The following is a 19,027-nucleotide window of genomic DNA, read 5'->3' as shown; positions in this document are numbered from 1 at the left end:
GAACAGAATGGCCATGGATACTTTAAAAGCCGCATAAAATGCGGCTTTTTTTCGTTTGAAGAATATACGTTTTACTTGAAAAATTGTATGTATCTCATCATTTCGGATATGCCGTTCATTTGCTTTTCCAGTTGCTCATTCAGCTTCTGAAGAGCCACTTTGAAGGAGCGTTCAATCGTAGTTAGATCATGTGTCTCTAGAGCTTCAAGCAGCTGTTTCATGCTTTCAATGAAAAAGACGGTTTTTCTTAAACTGCTTAGCACTATAATCTTTTTTAATTCCTGGGACGTAAAGACTCGATATCCGTTTTCCGCGTTTCGCTTAGCGCGAATAAGCCCCTCCTTTTCCCAATGTCGAATAGCGGAGGGGTTAACGCCAGCGATCAACGCGACCTCCCCGATTTTCATTTCATCCGTGACCTTAATATTTCTATACTTGGAGAAATCCGTTTGATGAATGAGCCTCATAACCTCCTCGACTCGCTGCTTCTCTACCTGAATGTTGTACTGCTGTACATTGATCATCCAAAGTGCTTGTTCAACATGACCTTTCTTTAATAAACTCATGACCTCGTAGGCGATAGGCAGATCGAATCCTTGGACCAAGGATCGTAAAGCAAGAAAAGCTTGATCATGGAGCGGCGTGTAATATCTTCTGTTGCTTGAAGTCCGAGGTACGTCAGGCACCAGGCCGAGATTTTCATATCTTCGCAAGGTAGTGGTGCTGACATGAAGTTTCTTGGCCATCTGTTTCGGTGTAAAGGTTCTGTCCATTTGCGTGCACCTTCCTTAAAGTCAAACTCTCAAGTACGGCAACAATATTATAAGAGACAATGACTCTTCCCACAAGGATCCTTGGTTTATTAAGCGAAATCTTGCATGAATGTTATATGATCGATGCAGGAACAAAAATCAAGGAGGTAAACGTTATGGAAAAAGGGGATTATGCTTTAGCATCCTATCGCAACCTAAAGCCCGGCGATTTCATTACGTTCGGCACGTATCCGCAGTCCGTGGACGGCAAAGAACAGGCGATTACTTGGCGTGTTCTTCAAAACTCAGGAAGCGAGCTGTTGGTATTGAGCGAATATATTTTGGACTGCAAGAGGTATCACGGCAAGCGTGCGGATCTGACGTGGCGTGATTGCATGGATATATCGTGGCATGACTGCGACTTGCGCGAGTGGCTGAATCATGAATTCTATAACGTCGCATTCAATGCTTCGGAGAAAGAACTCATCAAGACGACGCATTGCACGGACAACGGAAAGGGCTGCCCGGATACGGAGGATAAGGTTTTTCTGCTCAGCGTTGCCGAAATAAACGATGTATCTGAGACTCACGGCAAGGATTGGAGACGCGCTGTCGGAACCGATTATGCCAAAACGATTAAGCCCGATGGATGCAGCTTATATGTATATGATAAAACGAACAAAGACAACTATATGATCATAGACGGCAAAGAAGCTGGCTGTTCCTGGTGGTGGCTGCGGACGCAAGGAAACAAGCCTTCGCGTGCGTATTTTGTAGGGACAGGCTGCAGTGCTCGCAGTTACGGAAATAACAGTATTGACGGTTATGGCGTACGCCCTGCTTTAAATTTGGATCTATCATAAACGAAATGGAATAGGAGAACTTTCCGGAAGAAATATCGAAACTCACACTTTTCGAGGAGGTAAGACATGGATTGCACTTCCCAGCCAGAAGCGGCGTTCAAAGGAAAACGGTGGCCCAAACATACCATAGCGGCGGGTCGACGTCATTCCGTGGCTCTTACATCGGACGGCACGGTCACGGCCGCAGGAGATAATCATAATGGCCAATGCGATGTCAGCGGCTGGCGCGATATCGTAGCGGTCGCGGCCGGGAATGTTCATATGGCAACGAACACGGGGAATGCTCATACCATCGGTCTTAGATCGGACGGTACGGTGGCGGCCGTGGGTTGGAATAAGCATAATCAATGCGATGTCAGCGGGTGGCGCGATATGGTTGCGGTAGCGGCAGGCTGGCGTCGCACCGTCGGTCTTAAATCCGACGGCTCAGTGGTGGCTGCGGGACGAAATAATGAAGGTCAATGCAGTATAGGCGGCTGGCTCGACATAGTGGCGGTCGCCGCAGGTGACTGGCATACGGTCGGTCTAAAAGCGGACGGGACGGTAACGATCGTGGGGAATAATCGGTACGGCCAATGCAATGTAAGCAGCTGGCGCAACATCGTGGAAGCATCGGCGGGCTACCTTCATACCGTCGGGCTTCAATCGGACGGCACGGTGGCCGCTGTGGGTTTAAATAAGCACGGCCAGTGCGATGTAATCGGTTGGAGCGGCATAGTGGCGGTAGCGGCGGGGAGTTATCATACCATCGGTCTTAAATCCGACGGTACGGTCATTGCCGCGGGCTGGAATCAGCATGGACAATGCAATGTAAGCGGCTGGCGCGACATTGTAGCGGTAGCGGCGGGATGCGCTCATACGCTCGGCCTTCAATCGGACGGCACGGTCGTAGCCGTGGGCGATAATGAATATGGCCAATGCGATGTAAGCGAATGGCGCGGCATCAAGCTTCCCGGCAGGTAGTTTTAATGTTAATTGCTTAACTTTTAGGAATGGATCATAGACTTTTGGCAAAGATTCAATGCAGCAAGAAGTCGGAATGTGTAGTCACGGTTAAATAGCAAGGCAAAAAGAGGCGGCACCAAAAGGAATGTTTGGTGCCGCTTTACATTTGGATTTCGCCTGAACGGACGCCGCAAGTGAAGGATTGAGATTAACAACAAAGATTTAAAGTCGGAAATAAATATGGTTGCAGCCTAACGCTGTGGAACGGGCAAGTTTCCTTATAGCAGGCCGTATAAGGGGGATTTCCTTCCGATTGATCATGTTGCAGTTGGACGAATGCAACAAAAATTTGAATTGACAGATCATAAAATATACAAGTAATATACATGTATATTAAAAAGGGAATTCAATTGAATCATGACAACCAGAAGTTACGTAACGGCGGATGGCTTCAATCGGTGCTTTGTTGCAAAAACTTATGACAGCGTTTTCTTGATCGATTGAAAAGAAAGATACTCACTTAATAAAAGGAGGAACTTGCGATTGTTGCTGCGGATGGAATTTATTAAGCCCTCGCTCCTGGAGGCCGGGGAGGAACATCGGCTTAACTTCATGCTTGTGCACCCCTGCGGAAGAATAGAGCCGCAATCGGATACGACCTTTAGCATGACTTGCAGCGACCCGGAGATCGTTGAGGTGAACGGCAGCGCGATCACCGGGCTGAAGCCGGGCGAGACCGAAATTGCCGTAGACTTTCTGGACGATAGATTTTCAGAGTTTAAATGGAAGGTTCTTGTAAGGCCGGCTGGTCAACCCGCGAAATTGAAGCTGAAGGACCGTCCGAGGATGTTGTTTTCGATCGATGAGCTCGCGGATTTTCGGGATCGGATTAAGCGGGATGACGGCAGTTCTGCGAGGGCAATCGATGCATCTGTGCTATGGGCCGGATACTTGGCAAAAGCGGACGACTATGTGGAGGAAGATAGCTTCGAGGTGCTGTATCCGTCCATATCGGATCAGTGGAAGGTTGCGATGCCCCTAACGGAGCCGAAGCGGGTACGAGAACCGCAAGGCCATACCTTCTTCCCGTTCTGGACGATGTACGCCAGAGCGATAGAGGATCGGCTGGTCGTCATGTCCACGGCCTTCCTGGTGACGGAAGAGAGAAAGTATGCGGTTCGAGTGAAGCAGCATCTGTTGTCCCTGGCTGCCTTCGGCAAATGGTATGAGTTCGACGAGCGGGGTGCGGAAGGAAATCTGAGCAACGCCCATCTGCTGCTAGGCGCTTCGTGCGCCTATGATGCCATTCACAGCTTGCTGACGGAAGAAGAGCGGCGATCCATTCGACAAGCCATTCTGGATAAAGGGCTGCATCCGCTGGCCATCGATATCGGAAGCCGTGATATGCACAACATCGTGGCAGCCAAGCAGGTGGCGATGGTGTACGGCGCGGCGGCCATCATGGATGAGAACCCGTTTGCCGCCAAATATTTGCAGGCCGGACTTACTTATCTTCAAAGCTATCTGGACCGAAAAGGGATGTCCGGAGAAACAGAGGGGCTGCTGTACGACAATGTGGCTGCGCGCCATGCCTGGATGGCGGCGGATCTTTATCGGAGAATCAGCGGCGATGACAGCCTGGTTCAGCATCCGTATTTGCGGGAAGAGCTTCCTGAACGTTTTTTTCGGCTCCTGGCACCGGGAAAGGAAAGCTCGTTTCCGAATCTGTCGGATTCGTTTTACAAGCTCGATATCGCTTACCTCATGGCCATGACAGCTACCCATTACGACCATCCGGCAGCGGTTTGGTACCTGCACAAGCATGCTGAAACGCATCACGCATCGCTTCTTTATTTACGGAAAGAGACCTCACCTGCAAGTCCAACGGAGCTGTACGGGAAGCGCGCTTCCGCAGTATTCCGGAGCGTAGGCTGGGCCGCCCTGCGGTCGGGATGGGGCGATGAGGATCATCTGCTGTGCTTCACCTCAAGCAGCTCGGCGAAGGACCATAATCACAAGGACCAGAACAATCTGGTGATCAATGTCGGCGGAGAGTGGCTGTTGACCAATCCCGGCTACCAGGATTATGTACCCGGTCCGAAGGCGGATTACACTACCGGCACTGTGGGCCATAATTCGCTGCTCGTCAATGGTCAGGGGCAGATCAACCTAGGTGGCGGGGGTCTCCGGGAGGAGTTGTTACTCCCGTCATTTGAGGCGGTTGTCGGGGACGCTGCCGAAAGCTATGGCGGGCTGCTGAAACGCTACCGGCGATCTGTCCTACATATCGATTCGGCATATTACTTCATCGTGGATGACGTGGAGCTTCATCAGGAATCGGATGAGGCCGAGCTGCTGTTTCATACGACTTCGGCGGTTCTGGATGGAGAAGAGCCCAAGGCTCCGGGCGAGATTCTGGGAAGTGAATCCGTTGTATTCCAGGGAGAAAGCGCCGCACTGCAGCTGATGTTTCCTTTTCCCAAGGAGAAGGTGCTCACCCTCCGCGAGTACCCTGGGGCTGAAACCTACGGTCCATATGTAGCTGTCGGTGGCACGAAAGGCAAAAGACGGCGGTTCATCACGCTGATCAATCCACGGGTCCATTACGGCGAGAGATTGGCCATCCTTCAGGAGGAGCAGGATACCGGAAGCTTGGCTTCCGGTTTAACGGTGGAAAGGCCCGGCGGGGCGGAGGATATCTGGCTGTTTTGCGCTGACGCTGTGGAAGCCCGCTACCGGGGCATAACTTTCCTGGGAGAAGCCGCCCGTTTATCGGGTAACGGCATGCTTAATTTGTGGAAGGCTGAACGGTTGTCCGGCGGAGACATCGCTTTTGAGGCGGAGCTGCCTCTGAGTTTATACAGCGATGACCGCCGCTTAACCTGCATTGTGCATAACCCCCACCCTGTGGAGGTCTCCTTCAAGCTGAGGCAGATAACTGCTGGCGTGGAAGTCAAACAAACCGCACCACCCGGCTATTATGAATGGAATCTTATGAATACCGGCAGAGGTGGTCAGGCGGAAGGGAGAGAAGCTGTGTGGAAACCGTGATTTCGGAGGTCAATCCATCCGCTCCCGTCAAGAAGAGCGCTTGGAAGCGAATCCGGACCCGAATGTGGAGGGATCGTTATCTATACCTGCTGCTGCTGCCGGGCCTGCTTTACTTTATCGTGTACCGGTATCTGCCCATGCTGGGCATATCCCTAGCCTTTAAAGAATACAGCCCGTTCCGGGGGTTCGCGGAGAGTCCTTGGGTCGGTTTTGCGAACTTTGCCCGGATTTTCGAAAGCCCGGAGGTTATCCAGGTTATCTGGAATACGCTTACCATTTCATTTCTGCAGATCGCGTTCGCATTTCCGGCGCCGATCATTCTGGCCATCATGCTGAACGAGGTGGCAAATCCGCTCTTGAAAAGAGGGCTGCAGTCCATCGTTTACATGCCGCATTTTCTGTCTTGGGTCGTGGTGGTCGGCATCGTGACGATCTTTTTCCGCAACGAGGGCTTGATCAACGACGTGCTGCGCGAATGGTTCGGCTTGCAGCAGACGATCCCTTTTCTCACCGAGCCCGATTATTTCCGAGCTTTTCTGGTGTTGGAGGTCATCTGGAAGGAAGCCGGCTGGGGAACGATTATTTTCCTGGCGGCGCTGGCAGGCGTCAACCCGGCTCTTTACGAGGCGGCCGTCATGGACGGCGCAGGGCGCTTCCGCCAAATCTGGCATATTACGCTGCCCGCTATCCGCAGCACGATCATTATCATGCTGATCATACGTTTGGGCGACGTGCTGGAGGTCGGCTTCGAGCAGGTGTTCCTTCAACTGAACGCCTTTAACATGCACATCGGCAATACGCTCGATACCTTCGTGTATTACAAGGGGATCCAGCAGTCGGACTACAGCTTCTCGACCGCGGTCGGCGTATTCAAGGGTCTGGTCGGTCTCGTGCTGGTTATGGCCGCCAACAAGCTGTCCAAGCGATTCGGCGAACAGGGCGTATATTAGGGCTTCGATTCTTTCTGGGAGGAGAACGACATATGAAGCAAAAATCCATCGCGGAACGCTTGTTCAGCGGCGTGAATATCAGTCTGCTGCTTGTCATATCCGCAGTCATGCTGTTTCCGTTTTTATATTTGTTCTCGGTTTCATTTTCCTCGTTCGAGGATTTTCTGGGCAGCAAACTGCTGCTCTGGCCGTCGAAATGGACGACCGACGCCTATGAATATATCTGGGCCTCCAGGACGTTCCGGCAGGCGCTGCTGAACACGTCGCTGGTTACCGTGCTCGGTACCATCGTCAATCTGTTTTTTACGGCGACGATGGCATACGCCTTGTCAAGACCGATCGTCGGCCAGCGTACCGTCATGTTTATGGTCGTATTTGCGCTATTGTTCTCGGCCGGCATGATTCCGACCTATCTGGTCGTCCAGGAAACGGGGCTGCTTGATTCCATCTGGTCGCTTATTTTGCCGGTGGCCATCGCGCCCTTCAACCTGATTGTCATCCGCCAATTCTTCATGAACATCCCAAGCGATATGATCGAGGCGGGCATCGTGGACGGCGCGAATGACCTGCAGATTTTCGGGCGCATCATCCTGCCGCTCTCGAAGCCTGCGCTGGCGGCATTCAGCCTGTTTTATGCGGTCACGCACTGGAACAACTATTTTGCGCCGATTCTGTACATCAATGATCCGGCCAAATGGACGATACAGGTCGTGCTGAGACAGATTGTGGTGGTGGGGGAAACGACGGGCACGCTCGGAGGAGATAACATGTTCATGGATAATCCGCCGCCCCCGGAAACGATCCAGATGGCCGCGATTCTCATGGCGACGCTGCCGATTCTGATCGTGTATCCGTTCTTGCAAAAGCACTTCGCGAAAGGCGTCATGCTGGGCGCCGTCAAAGGTTGATGACTTCGAACGGCCGAATAACGGAGCTGTTCGAATGAATCATAAACGGAGGTCACACTCCAACACTGATTAGAATGGGGGAAAGCTCATGTTAAAGAAACACAGACTTACCGCAGTGATGGCGGCCTTGCTCTCCATCAGCGTGGCAGCATGCGGCGGCCAGCCGAAGGCGGAGGAGAAACCTGGAACGACCACTCGGGGGGAGGAAAAACCGGCACAGACAGAGCAGACGTATGAGATCACAACGATTGATTTTCGCTACGGTGATCCGCCACCGACTTCAAGTCCGGGACTTGACATGATCAACGAGAAATTTAAAGTCGACTACAAGCCGGTTTTTGTGCCGAATACCGCCTTTGATGAGAAGATCAACGCTGTGTTCGCCTCAGGTAAAATACCTGATATGATCGGACTTATGTCGGCTGACATCAAGAACCGCTACAATAAATTTGCGAAGCAGGGGGCTTTCCTAGATATCGAGCCTTATATCCAGGAGTATCCGTCGCTTAAAGTGGTGCCTGATTTCATCTGGGATGCCATGCGGGTGAACGGCAAGATTTACGCCATCCCGCAGTATTCTCCGAAGTATCAGGTCGTCACGGTGCTCCGCAAGGACTGGCTCGATAAGCTTGGCCTGAAACCGCCGACAAATTACGAGGAGCTGAAAGAGGTAGCGCTGGCATTCACGAACGGAGATCCGGACGGCAACAGCAAGAAGGACACCTACGGAATCGCCATTGGTCAGGACATTAACCCGAACTTCAACCAGGGACCGTATTGGGACCCGGATGCCTGGTACCACCAAGATGCGCAGGGCAACTACATCCCGGGCATTATCGGGGAAGGCCGCCGGGAGTTCATTACGATGCTGTCTGAGCTCTACCAACAGGGAGCGATGACGAAGGACTACGCCATCCTGAACTGGGGAGACACCAACAAGGAGTTCTATTCCGGCAAAGCAGGCATCTTTATTGGAACGCCGCGCGGCATGTCGCAGGATTACATGAACGGCCTGCTCAGTATACATCCGGATGCCCAGTTTATCAGTCTTGGTCCTTTCGAGGACAATTACGGCAACAAAGGGCTTACGTCTGGGGCGGGCTACAACGGAATTACCGTGCTGAGCGCCAAACTTGCCGATGAGCCGGAAAAGCTGAAGAAGATTTTCGAAATGATTGATTTCGGCCGTCAGTTCTATCCGCAGGATCAGCGGAATGATACAAACGCCGATTTTGATTGGTGGTCGGGCAAAGTCGGTGTGGGTTATGACATGAAGGACGGCGTGCAGGTCAACAAGGAGAATTTCGCATCCGACGGACTTGCGCCTTCCACTTATTTTGTTGATAACACTTCGTGGGCGCCCCAGGATTTCGATAATGATTACTCCATTACGTATCAGACCAAGCAGCTGGTCGATCTGGTGGAGGAGATCGAATCCATGTATAGGGAAATCAAGCTTTATGCTAACCCAATCAATGGACTGGAGTCGCCGACCGACAACTCGAAAGGCGCCGAGCTGAGAAAGTATGTCATGGATGAGCAGGTAAAAATGATTGCAGGCACCCGTCCGGTTTCGGACTGGGATAAACTGGTTCAGGAGTATCTGGACAAAGGCGGTGCCCAGGTCATCCAGGAATACAACGCGAATATCAAAGAAAAGGATCCGAAGGCACTGTTTAAGTGAGACTTTTGAAATGACGCTTTTATACATGATCCGTAGGACAGCGGGGCAAATCCTTTTGCCCCTGTTCTGCATTGGAATAACTAGCGCCTATGGGAATGCGAGCTGTGGAGGAGGGAGACCTGTATCATGGAAAAGACAGCGAAAATCGGTCTGTGGTTTAACAGGCAGTCGGCGGAATACTTCTGGGGACACGGCCAGGACCTGTTTCAGCTTTATGTGGAGGAGGTGCTTGGTCATGCGGGCATTCCTTATGCAAGGTTTGATGATGCCGAAACCCTTGAGTCATATGAACCCGATATCATCGTCGTACTGCACCCGGGAGAGAAGGAAGAGGATCTGAACCGATTGGAGCAGTGGGCCCGCCGAGGAGCGACGCTCATCAGTTACGGCGGATTGAACCGCATGGCCGGACAGCTGGGCTGTACCCGGTCTGTCATCCGGGATGCGGTGTATGGGGACCTGTCAGCGCTAAGCTATGCGCAAGGCATACCGGTTCTAAGGGCGGTAAGCAGCGATCCGTGGATGGCGTCGGAGAATTCCGTCATCCCGGTTCAAGCGGATGGCGTTCTGCGCCGGCTCCGTAAAGCTGGTGCCGAGGCAGCCGCAGCCGTTCTGAGGTTTTCGCTAGGTGCCGGCCGGCTGATCCGCTGGAATGTGGACATCCCCGCGAATATCGTTCTGCTTCAGCAGGGCGGCGGCCCGGTCGTCCAGGACGGCATCCCCGCACCGGACGGTACGGGAGCGGTGGACGAAGGCATTTTGAAGGCCGATGACCGGTGTGAGTTGGACTGGAATGAAGACCGCTCGGTGACGGAGACCGGGATGCCGTACTTTGATACGCCGTATGCAGACTGGTGGCGCGAGGTGATTATCCGTCAGCTGATGGAGGAAGCAGTTGCGATGGGAATGACGCTTCCGTTTCTGGACTATTGGCCTGAAGGCGTCAATCAGGTGGCCATGATCTCGCACGACAGCGACTTCAACATAGAGGAGGCGGCCCGAACGACCCTGAGCGTGCTTCAGGAAAACGGCGTCCGCTCGACCTGGTGCATGATCGAACCAGGCTACTCCCCGTCGCTCTACAAAGAAATTCAGGCTGCCGGGCATGAGCTGGCATTTCACTACAATGCTTTGGAGCAGGAGAAGGGGATATGGAGCGCCGAGGAATTTGCCCGTCAACTGAACGTAATCCGGAGCACCAGCGGCGCGCCGATCATTTCGAACAAGAACCACTATACCCGCTTTGAGGGCTGGGGAGAGCTCTATGTATGGTGCGAGCAGAACGGCATCGAAGCGGATCAAACTAGAGGGCCGAGCAAAAAAGGAAATGTCGGCTTTCCGTTCGGTACCAGCCATCCGTATTACCCGATCGCTCGTTCGGATGACCGCAACCGGCTATACCGGGTGCTGCAGATCGGCTTTCTTACCCAGGACCTGGAGCATCCCACGCTTACGGATGCGTCGGTGATTGCCCCGTTTCTCGAAAAGGTGGCGGAAGTCCGCGGCGTCGCCCATTTCCTGTTTCACCAGCAGCACATCCATCATCTAGGGAACGTTCGGCATGCGTTTTCGCAAGCGGTCGAAACCGCGAAGCGGCTCGGTTATGCGTTCTGGACGAGCGAGGAGATCACCCGCTGGGAGCAGGCCAGACGAGCTGCGGTGCTCCGGGTAAGCGCAGACGGTACCCTCATCACCGAGAATCTTCCGCAGGGAGCGGTCGTGCGCCAGCCGTTGGCTGCGGAGGCGGACCCGTCATCTTCGCAGACGGACATTCGCTTTGGGCGGCCGTGTGCAGAAGTGGCGAGCATGATGAAAACAGCAGCTGAATAACGGCAATGAGGAGGAATCAGACAGTGGAAGCGTTAGCGATTCATGGGGGAGCGCCGGTCAAGACCGGTCCTTTTGGCACAGGCAAAAGATTCGGGGAAGAGGAGGCCGCGCATCTGCTCGAAGCGCTGGAGCAGAACACGCTGTTTTATCATTTCGGCACCAAGGTTAAACAGTTTTTGGCCGATTTCAATGCGATGTACGGCCGGGAATACAGTGTAGCGACATCCTCCGGCACCGCGGCGATTCATGTCGCGCTGGGTGCGGCTGGGGTCTCCGTAGGGGACGAGGTCATTACAAGCCCGATTACGGACCAGGGAACGCTGATCGGCATTCTGTACCAGAATGCGATCCCCGTGTTTGCCGATCTGGAGCCTTACACTTACAATCTGGATCCGGCCTCGATCGAAGCCTGCATTACGCCGAGAACGAAAGCGATCCTAGTCGTCCATCTGGCGGGATATCCGTGCGATATGGACCCGATCATGGAGATCGCGGAAAAGCATGGCATTAAGGTCATTGAGGATTGCGCACAGGCTTATCTGACCCGGTATAAGGGGAGGCTGGCCGGCACCATTGGCGATTATGGCTGTTTCAGCACGAACGATTTTAAGCATATCTCCACCGGGGACGGGGGCATGGTGCTGATCAATTCGGGAGCGCGCGAGGATTACGAAACCGCTCACGCCTTCGCGGACAAAAACTACCGCCGTCTCGGCACCACGGTTGACCGGGGAACCAGCTATATTGCGCCGAATTACCGGATGACCGAGCTTCAGGGAGCCGTCGGTATCGCCCAGCTCAAAAAGCTGCCCTGGATTTGCGGGCGGCGTCAGCAATACGGCGACCGGCTCAATGAAGGATTGCAGGGAATCCAGGGCGTCATTCCGCCGCAGGTCGACCCGGAGCATGACTGTACATACTGGTTCTACATGCTGCGCCTTGATCTGGGCAAGCTGACGTGCAGCCGCGAAGAGTTTTGCAGGGCGCTGGAGGCTGAGGGGATCCCCAACCGTGCCGGCTATATCCCGCAGGTATGCTATTTGCAGCCGCTGTTCCGGAACCGGCAGGCTTATCCGGGGAGCCATTTTCCGTTTGACGGCAGCAGCGTCTCTTATGAGCCTGGCCGTTGTCCTGTCGCGGAGGCGATATTAGACACGACGGTGCAGATTCCGATGAACGAATTCTACACGCCCGAGGATATTGAGCATATCATTCAGGCGGTTGCCAAGGTGGGCGCTTATTATGCGAAAAGCGATGAATAATACGGAAGAAGTGAACGACAGCAAGGCAACGGGGACGATGGGGGTTTTTGAGCGGATCGGCGTACCCGTTGATGTCGACGAGAGCAGATCTGCGGCGGTGTGCCGAAGAGCCGACGGCACCGAGCGCATCGTAATCGCAGCCCGGGGATATGTGCTGATCGCGGATCCGGGAACAGGAAACAGCACGCAGCTTTATTTTCCAGGGGGCGAGGGCCAGTACCCGTTTGCGTCGATCAGTGATTCCCGAGGACGGTTCTATACCGGAGCAGGCCGCTATTTTTACGTTATCGATCCGTTCACTCCGGCTTTTGTCGGGCAGCACCGGGTACCTGAAGGGGAAGAGGGAGCCGGCTTTGCATTTGCCGTGAATGGCGATGGTCGGGTCTACGCAACAACTTACCCGGGAAGCTATCTGATGGAGCTCGATGCTTCGTCAAAATCCTCACGTACCTTATGCAGGCTGGATGCCGAGAGGAAGTATGCCATGACGCTCGCCTGCGGAAGCGGTGGGAAGGTCTATGCCGGACTGGGCACGACGTCGCCGGCCATCGCCAGCTTTCATAAGGAAACCGGAGTGTTGGAGATCGTACTGGAGGGGCCGCCGGATACGACAGGCAGCGCTGCCGTTCACCAAGGCTGCGACGGCGCCGTTTACGGCTGGCTGCCAACCGGGGAGGACGGAGCCGGCATATGGTACCTGCTGGGCGAGCAGGGGGCAGAGCAGGTGTCGGCGGAGGAGGTTAACCCGTCCCCGTATAAGGGGGCAGGTTACAACAAGCTGCACCGGGACCTTGACGCCGGTCGAGTGCTGCTGAAATGGCAGCTGTCCGACAGGCAGATCGAAATCATGGAAGCGGACGGAAGCCTGAGCCGGATTCCGCTTGACTACAAGGGAGGCGGAACGTCACTCTCTCCGCTGTTCGGAGGTCCGGACGGCATTCTTTACGGCACTTCCAATCACCCGCTTCATCTGTTCACGTACGATACCGAAGCCGGGCGCCTGACCGATTGTGGCGACAATATCGTGGAGCGGGGAGGCGGCGGCAATATTGCCGCTTATGCGGCTCAAGGCAGCATCATCGTGGGTGCTGCTTATGCCGGCGGCATGGTCCACCTAATGGATACGGCGAAAGAATGGTGTACGGAACCAGGACCCCACCGGAATCCCCGGCTAATCTATGAAAATGCCGCTGTCCACAGGCCGAGATGCGCAGTCGCACATCCGGACGGCCGCCATGTGTTGTATGTCGGCTTTCCCGGTTATGGTGCGGCTGGCGGCGGGCTCGGCATCGTGGATGTACTGGCCGGGCAGGTGGAGATGCTGGAGAACCGGGAAATGGTCAGCGGGCAGAGTACGATTTCGCTTGCCGTGCTGCCGGATGGCAGGGTATTCGGCGGCACCAGCATCGAGACGCCCGGCGGCGGGATCAGCACGGCGGAGGAAGCGGTGATGTATGAGTTGGATTGGCCTGCCCGACAAGTGATTCGGCGCTGGGTGCCGGTACCGGGTGCCAGGGAAATCGCTCAGCTGATATCCGGCACAAACGGGCTTGTCTATGGCTTGACCTCGGAATCGGTGTTCTTTGTTTACGATGCTGGACTGCAAAAGATCATTCATTGCCGCGATCTTTCGTCCTGGGGCGGTATCGTCCGGCAGGGACTGCTCATGATAGAACGCAAGGGGCATCCATTCCTTCTGGGTCTGCTTAGCGGGGCTTTGTTCACCTTAAATACGGTGAACATGCAGCCGGAACTGCTGGAAGTGCTTCCGGTCGAAGCGACCAGCGGAATCGCCTGCCTGAACGGAAACGTGTATTTCGGTTCCGGTGCTGAGCTGTGGCGGTATCGGATGGAAGGGGAGGGTGATTACTTTTATGACTCAGTTTAATGGGGAATTAGTGCCGCTGTTAGAGGGAATCCATACCCTTGAGGCCTGGATGGAGAAGGAGTCCAGACTGAGAGCACGATGGCTGAAGCTGCTGGGGGAGCCCCCGGAGACGGTTGATTATAAGCCGAGAGCGGTCGCAGACAGCGGGGGGTTCCGGGTGCTTTCCGTGCATGAGGAAGAAGATCACACAAGACAGGTGATCATGTACGAATCACCGGACGGGGATTCGATCCCGGCTTATCTGTTGCTCCCTTCAGGAAAGCCTGCTGTAGGAGGATTCCCCGCTGTACTTGCCCTTCACCCGACAACCGAGAATGGAAAAGACGATGTATGTCTGGCTTCCGGACGGGCGAACCGGCAGTATGGTCTAGAGCTGGTACAGCGCGGTTTTGCCGTGCTGGCTCCGGACTCCATCACGTTCGGTGACCGAATCTATGAAGGGGAAGCGCCGTTTCAAACGGCTCCGTTCTATCAACGGCACCCTGCGTGGACCGCAGTCGGCAAAATGCTTTCCGATCACATGGTAGGGGTCGACGTGCTGACCTCGCTGCCGCAGGTAAATCCACACAGGATCGGCGTGATCGGCCACTCGCTTGGCGGCTATAATGGCTGGTTTCTGGCCGGAATAGATAAACGCATCAAGGCCGTCGTCTCGAGCTGCGGATTTACGATGTTCCGCGGCGATCCGGAGCCGAACCGCTGGGGCCTTCGGGAATGGTTTTCCCATATCCCATTCATCACGGACACCCTGAGGAGCGGCTCCCTTCCGTTTGAGTGGCATGAAATCGCGGCGCTTGCAGCTCCGGTGCCGATGTTGATGTGGTCCGGAACGCGAGACCCGATTTTTCCGAACTGGAGAGAGATTGTCACGGGACTGGGGGAGCTGGATGGTTTGTATGATTTTCTGGGCGCTTCATCTGCTTTCGAGTGCTGGATCGGTCATGAAGGGCACGATTTTCCGCCGGATATCCGGCAGCGTGCCTATGCTTTTCTTGAAAAACAGCTTGCGGAGTAAAATATATACGCGTTCTTTATCCGGAGTGCATGGAATCCTGATGTCCCTCATGATATACTGATTTTTATAGACATGTATAGGAGCGGTATATATTGTTGCGTAGAAGAAATGAATTTCATGAGCGTTATGAACGCTTTGTCCAGGAATTGAGGAATGAAATCGTTGCCGGTGTTCTTCAGCCGGGTGAATTTATTTTGCCGGAAAACACGCTTAGCCAAAAATACGAAATGAGCCGGGTATCGATCCGGAAGGCGCTGGATGAGCTGGTGAACGAAGGATTGATCGAGAAAATCGCGGGCAAGGGCAACCGGGTGAAAGTGCCGGATGAGGACAGAACGCCTGTCGTGCTGAGACTCGCATGGTTCTCTTCTTCCTATGAGATTCCGATAATCGAAAAAATGATCGAGGCGTTCGAGCGGAAGCATCCGTTCGTTCAGGTGGAGATGGTGCTGTATTCCGAGGATTTCTACACCGAAACCATCATCCGGTCCATTGAGGACGGTCAAGGGCCTGATCTGTTTATCATGTCGGATCAGCATTTCCGGGAATGGACCGAAAGCGGGCGCACGAATCTGCTGACAGGGTATGTTCCACCCCGTCTGATGGAGAAAGGGGTCAGCTATCCGCGGGTCTTCGAGCTGTTCAATCATGAAGGCGGCATGCTCGCGGCGCCGTTCGTGTTCTCTCCGGTAGTCATATGTTATAACCGTTCGATCTTCCGTCAGCACGGCCTGTCTCACCCCGTCAGTCTTGTCGACTGGCAGCAGCTGCTGGAGGTGGCCAAAGCCAGCACCTCGGCCCCGAACGAAGACGGAATGACCGATCATTACGGGTTCTGCTTCTCTTCGTCCCCCAACCGCTGGCCGGTCTTCCTGCTTCAAAATGACGGCAGCATCATGGCTGCAGACCGCAGCCGGAGCACGATGGCGGACGAACGAAACATCGAAGCGCTGGAGTTTTGCGTATCGCTGATGTACAAGGAGCATGTGTCGCCGATCTTTTCCCATGGCAGCAGCCATTTAGCCGAAAGCCTGTTTATGAAAGAACGGGTTGCGATGATCATGTCCACGTATTATTTCATGAATGAATTCCGCGACCATTCCATCGACTGGGATGTGATGACCTTGCCGAAAGGGAGCAAACCCGCCACTATACTGCTAGGCGGGGGGCTGTCGATCAACGCTGCGAGCAGTCATCGGAATATCGCCGAAAAACTCGTGGATTTTATGACGGGCGAGGAAGCACAGAAACTGCTAAAACAGTACGGTTGCACCATTCCGGTGTTGCGGTCTGTAGCCGAGGATGACAGCCTGCTGAATCCGGACATTCATCCGCAGCACTATAACCGTTATCTCGAGGTGCTGCCGCATGCTTATCCGCTGCATATCCTTAACATGAACCAATCTGAGATATTGACGCTGCTGGATGAACTGAATCTGCTGTGGGCTGGCATGGAATCCCCGGCGGATACCTGCACCCGGATCGAGCAACTCTTCAACTCCCGGCTGGGCTTGAAGGACGCCGGTACCGGGATGGAGAAGTGACGATTCGGTAAAAAAGAGCACCTTCAGGAGAACGAAGCCATGTCGTAAGATATGGAGACGGTCTTGAAGGTGTTTTTGTGTTGGCAGCAAGATGCATCTATCCGTTAGAAGTTGCCGACATGTTCATTTGAAAGGACCTTATTAAGAATATTTATCGACCATTTTAAGCAAATAATTGCGAAACTCCTCTACGTATGATTTCGGTTCTACGATTTCCAGATTTGTACCGAAACTTGCTAAAAATTGAAATCCAATCGGATTCTGAGGAATTTGGATGGTAGCCAGGTAATATTCAGAACTGTGGCTTTCAATACTCTTTCGACCGTACCTTTCAATAAACTGATCTTTTATGCCGGGCGCAATCAACGCTTTAATGGCGACTAGTTGCGGCTGATAACTGGCTGCGTCTTGTTCTAATGCATAATCTCTCGGGTTAAAGGTTTCTTCATTCATATTGAGATTATCGATCCTGGATAATTTAAATGTTCTATAGCTCTGGCGATGTAAACAGAATCCCTTCAAATACCAACTGGTTTCGCTAAAATGAAGCTGATACGGCTCGACGATTCGATTCGTTATCATGCCGTTTTTATCTATATAATCAAATGAAATTAACTTTTTCCCTATGATCGATTCTTGGCATGTCTTCAAGGTTTGAAGAATATCGGACCGACCCTCCCAATCATAAAATGATAGACGGACTGAACCTTTCAGTGACATGGGGTGAACCATGGCCTCCATTTTTTTAATCGTGATTTCAACTTCCTCGCTAATTAGAATTTGTTCCAATCCGCCGAGCGCAGTCAATATATTTTCTAAGTCGGAGCTGTTTAAAAGTCGCTTATCCACCTTGTATTCATCCATAATACCGTATCCGCCATGAATTCCATGAACAGAATAGATGGGGATATTGGATAAGCTCAGTGTTTCCATATCGCGAAGAATCGTTCTTTTGGAAACGTTGAATATTTGTGCGAATTCTTTTGTTGAAACGATATCTTTTTTCAGCAATATCATGATAATGGATATTAATCTCTCAACCTTCTCCATAGCTGCCCCTCTTTTGGTACAAATTTTTAAATGGTGACATACGTCTGTCACCACTAATAAATTATACTTCATTTATCAAAAGAAGGAGGTACAACTTTATGTCAGCTATTGCATATTTGAACTTTGATGGGATCGCTGAAGAAGCGATTGAATTTTATTCGGAGGCTCTACAGGCGTACGAGGTAAAAAAAGTGAATTTCAAGGATTTTCCGCAGGATCCAAACTATCCATTGCCAGAAAATGAACTCAATATGATCATGGAATCCTCGGTACAATTTGCAGGCGGGAAAATCATGATGTCGGATATTTTGCCCTCCATGAAGGCGGTAACGGGTGAGTTGGTGAAAGGAAACAACATGCTTATTAGTCTAATCATGGAGGATAAACAAGCATTGGAAAAATACTTTAACCAATTGTCTGTTGGCGGCCATGTTGTGATGCCATTATCCAATACTCCTTGGTCTTCGTGTTTTGGAATGCTGGTTGATAAATTCGGAGTTGCCTGGAAATTTAATCGTGACGCATATCGCTTCCTGGACAAAGTCATTTCAAACAAACAGTAACGCATTCAAAACATGGCCTACCAATGAAAGGCCATGTTTTGATATTCTCATTAGAAAGGAGGAGGATGGGTTATAGCTATGAAAATTGAACATGTGGTTCCAGCAAAATCGAGAGAGGATTTAAGGATTTGGCTGCAGAACCATGGCAAGACCGAGAAGTCTTGCTGGGTGATGGTTAGTATGACGCCAACCCCTGATATGTTGTTATATTTGGACGTCGTTGAGGAAGCTTTATGCTTTGGATGGATTGACGGCATTAAAAAGAAAATGTCCGAAACCGAGCTGGCCCAGAGACTGTCTCCTAGAGGTAAAAAAAGCTCATGGACCGAATTGAATAAAGAACGTGTCCGCCGCCTCGAAAAGTTGGGGTTCATGAGTGACGAAGGCAGAAGGGTTCTTCCTGACATGGATCCCGGTTCTTTCAGAATAGATGGGGTCATAGAACAAAGGCTAAAAGAGGAAAAGCAAGTATTTGAGAATTTCATGGCATTTCCTGATCTTTATAAAAGAGTTCGGATCGACACGATACAAAGCTATAAGAATCAGCCGGAATTATTCAAGAGCAGATTAGACAAATTCATATCCAACACAAGAGAAAACAAAATGTACGGTCAATGGAACGATCATGGCCGTCTACTTGATTATTAATACTCCCTGGGTCGAAGGCCAATAACCTTAGTCTGGTTGAGTACCGAACTAAGGTTGTATGCATTGCCTATTTA

At 52.4% G+C, this 19,027-nt stretch carries 15 protein-coding genes; 13 read left to right on the top strand and 2 right to left on the bottom strand.

All coding sequences use genetic code 11. The features are described from left to right. Positions 1-71 precede the first annotated feature (71 nt). Complete coding sequence (locus tag MHH82_RS17455) at positions 72-773, bottom strand: MerR family DNA-binding transcriptional regulator (RefSeq protein ID WP_145038320.1); 702 nt, start codon at positions 771-773, stop codon at positions 72-74. Positions 774-928: 155 nt separating this feature from the next. On the opposite strand from MHH82_RS17455, the gene MHH82_RS17450 reads away from it, so the two are divergent. The 11 genes from MHH82_RS17450 (at position 929) to MHH82_RS17400 (ending at position 16,692) form a co-directional block, all read left to right on the top strand. Then, the gene (locus MHH82_RS17450; RefSeq protein ID WP_145038322.1) at positions 929-1,615 is read left to right on the top strand and encodes a DUF6273 domain-containing protein; all 687 of its coding nucleotides are present in this window, start codon (positions 929-931) and stop codon (positions 1,613-1,615) included. A gap of 66 nt (positions 1,616-1,681) precedes the next feature. Then, entirely contained in the window at positions 1,682-2,578 is an 897-nt protein-coding gene (locus MHH82_RS17445; protein ID WP_251496429.1) for an RCC1 domain-containing protein, read from the top strand. A gap of 525 nt (positions 2,579-3,103) precedes the next feature. Then, entirely contained in the window at positions 3,104-5,611 is a 2,508-nt protein-coding gene (locus MHH82_RS17440) for a heparinase II/III domain-containing protein (protein WP_340967008.1), read from the top strand. Next, positions 5,599-6,561, top strand: a complete 963-nt coding sequence (locus MHH82_RS17435) for an ABC transporter permease (RefSeq protein WP_145038328.1) — start codon at positions 5,599-5,601, stop codon at positions 6,559-6,561. The genes MHH82_RS17440 and MHH82_RS17435 overlap by 13 nt, the downstream gene beginning before the upstream one ends. A 32-nt stretch (positions 6,562-6,593) precedes the next feature. Next, a complete protein-coding gene (locus MHH82_RS17430) occupies positions 6,594-7,469 on the top strand; it encodes a carbohydrate ABC transporter permease (RefSeq protein WP_015735651.1) in 876 nt (291 codons plus the stop codon). Between the two features lie 88 nt (positions 7,470-7,557). Further along, positions 7,558-9,153: an extracellular solute-binding protein gene (locus MHH82_RS17425; RefSeq protein WP_145038330.1), complete on the top strand. Its 1,596-nt coding sequence runs from the start codon at positions 7,558-7,560 to the stop codon at positions 9,151-9,153. A 126-nt stretch (positions 9,154-9,279) separates the two neighbouring features. Continuing rightward, complete coding sequence (locus MHH82_RS17420; protein ID WP_251496422.1) at positions 9,280-10,983, top strand: hypothetical protein; 1,704 nt, start codon at positions 9,280-9,282, stop codon at positions 10,981-10,983. 23 nt (positions 10,984-11,006) lie between these two features. Beyond that, entirely contained in the window at positions 11,007-12,245 is a 1,239-nt protein-coding gene (locus MHH82_RS17415) for a DegT/DnrJ/EryC1/StrS family aminotransferase (RefSeq protein ID WP_251496419.1), read from the top strand. Beyond that, positions 12,226-14,133, top strand: a complete 1,908-nt coding sequence (locus tag MHH82_RS17410) for a hypothetical protein (protein WP_340967004.1) — start codon at positions 12,226-12,228, stop codon at positions 14,131-14,133. Before MHH82_RS17415 ends, MHH82_RS17410 begins: the two co-directional genes overlap by 20 nt. Beyond that, positions 14,120-15,148, top strand: a complete 1,029-nt coding sequence (locus MHH82_RS17405) for an alpha/beta hydrolase family protein (protein WP_251496414.1) — start codon at positions 14,120-14,122, stop codon at positions 15,146-15,148. The genes MHH82_RS17410 and MHH82_RS17405 overlap by 14 nt, the downstream gene beginning before the upstream one ends. Before the next feature lie 92 nt (positions 15,149-15,240). After that, positions 15,241-16,692 carry an extracellular solute-binding protein gene (locus tag MHH82_RS17400; RefSeq protein ID WP_251496411.1) on the top strand — a complete coding sequence of 484 codons (1,452 nt, stop codon included), beginning with the start codon at positions 15,241-15,243 and terminating at the stop codon, positions 16,690-16,692. 141 nt (positions 16,693-16,833) lie between these two features. Here MHH82_RS17400 and MHH82_RS17395 read toward each other — a convergent pair whose 3' ends face one another. Continuing rightward, complete coding sequence (locus MHH82_RS17395) at positions 16,834-17,742, bottom strand: helix-turn-helix transcriptional regulator (protein ID WP_340967002.1); 909 nt, start codon at positions 17,740-17,742, stop codon at positions 16,834-16,836. A 98-nt stretch (positions 17,743-17,840) separates the two neighbouring features. Here MHH82_RS17395 and MHH82_RS17390 point away from each other — a divergent pair, with 98 nt between their 5' ends. Continuing rightward, positions 17,841-18,305: a VOC family protein gene (locus MHH82_RS17390; RefSeq protein WP_251496405.1), complete on the top strand. Its 465-nt coding sequence runs from the start codon at positions 17,841-17,843 to the stop codon at positions 18,303-18,305. A gap of 78 nt (positions 18,306-18,383) precedes the next feature. After that, the gene (locus tag MHH82_RS17385) at positions 18,384-18,953 is read left to right on the top strand and encodes a YdeI/OmpD-associated family protein (protein WP_251496403.1); all 570 of its coding nucleotides are present in this window, start codon (positions 18,384-18,386) and stop codon (positions 18,951-18,953) included. The last annotated feature ends 74 nt before the right edge of the window (positions 18,954-19,027 follow it).

It is taken from the genome of Bacillus sp. FSL K6-6540 (assembly GCF_038007545.1).
The sequence above is the reverse complement of the archived record's forward strand: the minus strand, read 5'-3'. Positions and strand labels throughout refer to the sequence as shown.